Genomic DNA, 4,484 nt, shown 5'->3' with positions numbered 1-4,484 from the left:
GAACGGGGTGGGGGCGCCACCGCGAGGGCGGCGCCGGGCCGCGGCGCAGGCCGCGCCCGTCACGCCGGAGCGACGGGCAGGCCTGCGCCGAGGACCAATATGACCGGTCGTCTCAGATGCGTCAAGCGCCGCCCGCCGGCCCCGGCCGCGCCCCGGGCGCGACGACGCCGGCCCGCTCCCGACGGTGGTCGGGGCGGGCCGGCGTGGCGATGGCGGGCGGGGTGGTCAGACGACCTGGGCGAAGCAGGCGACGCTCACGGCTGCCGCGAGCACCGTCAGGGATGCCGCCAGGAGCGGCTTGGGGATGCGCACGGGGAGACCTCCGTTGCTCGGCCGGCGGAGCCGGCGGGGTTCACAGGCAGTAGCGGACGAGCCAGTCGTCGGCGGTGTACACGTCCCGGGCCGGGTCGGGTGCCGTGGCCGGGGTCTCCTGGACCATCTGTTCGGGCCGGACGCGCTCCGGCAGCTTGCCGAACCGGGCCCTGCGCGCCGCCGCGGCGGCGTCGGGGGCCTTCTGTTGCGTGGGCGGCATCGCGTCGTCTCCTCCGCCGAAGGGGTGTCGTTGCCGTTGACGATGTCCCCCATTCCATCACCTGTCAAGGAAGTGATTCACCTCACGGGCTGTGGGGTGGCCGATGTGGGGGCATGATGCGTCACCTGTTTGACAGGTGATGCATGGTTCTGCGACAGTCTGCGACAGTCGTCACCACCCGGACGGGTGATCCGCTGGGTCGATCTGCCCGGGACACGCGAGAGAGGCAAGATCGTGACCGAGACGCACTACACGGCCGTCGTCACCGCCACCGGCGAGGGCCGCAACGGAGGCCGGGCGGCGTCCAGCGACGGGCTCCTGGACCTGACCCTCGCCGTCCCGGAGGAGTTCGGCGGCAACGGCGGGGCGACCAACCCCGAGCAGCTGCTCGCCGCGGGATGGGCCTCGTGCTTCCTGGGCGCGGTGAAGATCACCGCAGCGCAGCGCAAGGTGCGTGTGCACGATGTGGCCGTCGTCGCCGAGGTGACCCTCCACCACCGGCACGAACAGGGCGACTACGGCCTGAGCGCCGTGCTGCACCTCGAGGTCGGCGGCGTGGACCAGAAGACCGCCGACGAACTCGGTGCGGGCGCCCACCGGATCTGCCCCTACTCCAAGGCGCTCGCCATCCCGGTGACCGTCGAGGCCACCGTCGTCTGACGCCGTACCCGCCGCCGCCCACCCGCGGCGGCACCGTCCGTCCGCGTCGTGCCGGGGCCACGGGCCCCGGCACGACGCCGTTCCCCCCGGGGCCGTCCGTGAGGGCCCCGTCCGGAGGTCGTCTTGCTCACGCTGCTGCTCATCGGACTGGTCGGCGGATTCGTCACCGCCGTCTCCCCGTGCGTGCTCCCCGTCCTGCCCCTGGTCTTCCTCTCGGGCGGGGTCCCGGCGTCCGGGCAGGCGGCCGAACCGGCGCGCAGGAGCCGGCCGTACGCGGTGATGGCCGGGCTGGTCGTCAGCTTCAGCCTCATCACGCTGTTCGGCACCCTCGTGCTCGGTGCCCTGCCGGTGCCCCCGGACATCCTGCGGTGGGTGGGACTCGGGGTGCTGCTCCTGCTCGGCGTGGCCATGATGTTCCCCGCGGTGCAGGACCTGCTGGAGCGCCCGTTCGCGCGCATCGGGCAGCGGAGGGTCGGCGGCGGACACGGCGGTTTCCTCCTGGGACTCGTGCTCGGCACGGTCTACGTGCCCTGCGCCGGGCCCGTCCTGGCGGCGATCGCCGTCGCCGGCGCCACGCACCGGATCGGCGCGGGGACGGTCGTGCTCGCCGTCGCCTTCGCCGTCGGCACGGCGGTGCCGCTGCTCTTCTTCGCGCTCGCAGGCCGCAGGGTCGGCGAGCGGGTGCGCGCGTTCCGCGAACGGCAGCGGGGGGTGCGGTTCGCCGCCGGACTGACCTTCGTCGTCCTGGCCTTCGGCCTCACCTTCAACCTCACCGACGTCGTGCAGCGTGCCGTCCCCGACTACACCTCCCGCATCAACGACGCGATCGCCGGCCCCGGGCTCCCCGGCGGGCACGGCCCGTCCGGCTCACGGGAGCTGCGCTCCTGCGCGGAGGAACCGGCCTCCGTCCTCCTGGACTGCGGCGCGGCGCCGGAGATCTCGGGGATCCAGCAGTGGCTCAACACCCCGGGGAACGCCCCGCTGACGAAGGAGTCACTGGCCGGGAAGGTCGTCCTCGTCGACTTCTGGGCCTACTCCTGCATCAACTGCCAGCGCGCCATCGAGCACGTCGACGCCTGGTACGGGAACTACCGGTCCGACGGCCTCGTGGTGATCGGCGTGCACACCCCCGAGTACGCCTTCGAGCGCGTCCCCGGCAACGTCGCGGCGGGCGCCCGGCGGCTCGGCGTCGACTACCCGGTGGCACTGGACAACTCCTATGCGACCTGGGACAACTTCGGCAACCAGGCCTGGCCCACCCAGTACCTGATCGACGCCCACGGCAAGGTCCGGCACGTCGCCGTGGGCGAGGGCGGCTACGCCGGCACCGAGTCGCTGATCCGGCGGCTGCTCACCGACGCGCGCCCCGGCACCGCGCTGCCGCCCCCCACCGACGTACCCGACGACACCCCGACCGACGGGAGGCAGACCCCGGAGATCCCCCTGGGGGCGGGCCGCAGCGCGGCGGTGGTGAACGGACCCGTGACCACGGGGACCGGTGAGTTCGGCCGCCCGGAGACGCTCCTGCCGGGACAGGCCGCCCTGACCGGGGCCTGGGACGCCGGCGAGGAGGCGATCACCAGCGGGCGGAACGCCGGGATCACCCTGGACTTCTTCGCCCGCGACGTCTACCTCGACGTCGGCGGCACGGGAACCGTCACCGCGACCCTGGACGGGAGGACCAGCACCTTCACCGTCTCCGGCGCCCCCGGCATCCACCGTGTGGTGACCGGGAGTTCGTCCCGGCAGGGCGTCCTGACGCTGAAGCTCTCGCCCGGACTCAGCGCCTACTCCTTCACCTTCGGCTGATCGCACGGCTGCCGGTCGGCCCCACCGCCCTCGTCCGCCCCGCGGCCGGGGGCGGCGGCCTGCGTTCCCGGGGGTTCCTGCCCGGCCACGGCGAACGCCGTGCCTGCGCACCGCGCCCGCGTACGGCCTCGCCCGCGAACCGGACGCAGCCGGCGGTGTCCTGGCCGATGAGGGAACGGAAAGGGGCGGACCGGGTCGCCCGGCCCCGAGGGTGCCGTGCTCCCGATCCGCCCCGAACCGGTCTCCGTGACGGGCGGTCACGTCGCCGCCCACCCCGTGCCGGTGGGCGCGGGTCTTCAGAAGGCGTCGACGTCGACGACGGCCGCGGCGAAGGCCTCCGGCGCTTCCTGGGGGACGTTGTGGCCGATGCCCTTCAGCGTGCGGTGGGCGTACCTCCCCGAGAACTTGGCGCGGTAGGCGGCCCCCTCCCCGGCGGGCGTGAACGGGTCGGCCTCGCCGTCGAGGGTGATGGTGGGCACCCCGATCATCGGGCCCGCGGCGAGGCGCCGCTCCAGGCGGTCGTAGCGCGGGTCGCCCTTCTCGAGGCCGAGCCGCCAGCGGTAGTTGTGGAGCACGATGGCCACGTAGTCGGGGTTCTCGAAGGACGCCGCGGTGCGGCGGAACGTGGCGTCGTCGAACTCCCACGTGGGGGAGTTGAACTGCCAGACCAGCCGGGCGAGGTCGTGCCGGTTCTCCTCCAGGCCGAGCCGGCCGCGCTCGGTCGAGAAGTAGTACTGGTACCACCACGCCCACTCCGCCTTGGGCGGCAGCGGCTGCTTGTTCGCCTCGCGGTTGGTGATCAGGTAACCGGTGACGGAGACCAGGGCCTTGCAGCGCTCCGGCCAGACCGCGGCGATGATGTCGGCGGTCCGCGAGCCCCAGTCGTAGCCGGCGAGGACCGCCTTCTCGATCCGCAGGGCGTTCATCAGGGCGATGACGTCCAGCGCGACCACCGACTGCTGGGCGTTGCGGAAGGCCCTGGGGGAGAGGAAGCGCGTCGTGCCGTGGCCGCGCAGGTGCGGGACGATGACGCGGTAGCCCTCCGCCGCCAGCAGGGGTGCGACGTCGACGTAGCTGTGGATGTCGTACGGCCAGCCGTGCAGGAGCATCACCACGGGGCCGTCGGCGGGGCCGGACTCGGCGTAACCGATGTTCAGGACGCCGGCGTCGACCTGCTTGAGGGCGCCGAGGGAGGTGTACGTCCCCCGGGCGGACGCGGGTCCCCCGGTGCCCGGCCGCGGCCCGTGCGGCGTCGCCGCCGAGGCGGGCTGTGACGCGAGGCCCGACAGCCCCGCGAGCGACGCCGCGGCCGCCCCCGCACCGAAAACCTTGCCGAAGCTCCGCCTGTCGATCATTCCCAACCTTCTTTCCTGTTCCCGGGGTTCTCCCGGCGGCAACCCTCGCACGCACATGCGTCACCGGTCAAGGTGGTGACGCATCGCGGGTGTCGCCCAGGGGCCGGCTCAGGTCCGGGGGAGGGGTG

General features: G+C 73.6%; 4 protein-coding genes. 2 read left to right on the top strand and 2 right to left on the bottom strand.

Features of this window, described 5'->3' with window-relative positions; translation table 11 throughout:
• Nucleotides 1-352 precede the first annotated feature (352 nt).
• Nucleotides 353-532 carry a hypothetical protein gene (locus tag PV350_RS44900; protein ID WP_500339100.1) on the bottom strand — a complete coding sequence of 60 codons (180 nt, stop codon included), beginning with the start codon at nt 530-532 and terminating at the stop codon, nt 353-355.
• Nucleotides 533-766: 234 nt separating this feature from the next.
• Between PV350_RS44900 and PV350_RS44895 the strand changes: the two genes are divergently transcribed.
• On the top strand, nt 767-1,192 hold the full coding sequence (locus tag PV350_RS44895) for an Ohr family peroxiredoxin (protein ID WP_499510553.1): 426 nt from the start codon (nt 767-769) through the stop codon (nt 1,190-1,192).
• Nucleotides 1,193-1,315: 123 nt separating this feature from the next.
• Nucleotides 1,316-3,001, top strand: coding sequence for a cytochrome c biogenesis protein DipZ (locus PV350_RS44890; RefSeq protein WP_500339099.1), 1,686 nt, complete (start codon nt 1,316-1,318; stop codon nt 2,999-3,001).
• A 296-nt stretch (nt 3,002-3,297) separates the two neighbouring features.
• Here the strand turns inward: PV350_RS44890 and PV350_RS44885 are convergent, their stop codons facing one another.
• Nucleotides 3,298-4,356: an alpha/beta fold hydrolase gene (locus PV350_RS44885; protein ID WP_499510551.1), complete on the bottom strand. Its 1,059-nt coding sequence runs from the start codon at nt 4,354-4,356 to the stop codon at nt 3,298-3,300.
• Between the last annotated feature and the right edge of the window lie 128 nt (nt 4,357-4,484).

The organism is Streptomyces sp. PA03-6a, assembly GCF_033792765.1.
Taxonomy (GTDB): domain Bacteria; phylum Actinomycetota; class Actinomycetes; order Streptomycetales; family Streptomycetaceae; genus Actinacidiphila.
The sequence above is the reverse complement of the archived record's forward strand: the minus strand, read 5'-3'. Positions and strand labels throughout refer to the sequence as shown.

Coding starts and splice junctions, on each gene's coding strand:
- PV350_RS44900 (WP_500339100.1), bottom strand. CDS start 532: ATGCCGCCCACGCAACAGAAGGCCCCCGACGCCGCCGCGGCGGCGCGC.
- PV350_RS44885 (WP_499510551.1), bottom strand. CDS start 4,356: ATGATCGACAGGCGGAGCTTCGGCAAGGTTTTCGGTGCGGGGGCGGCC.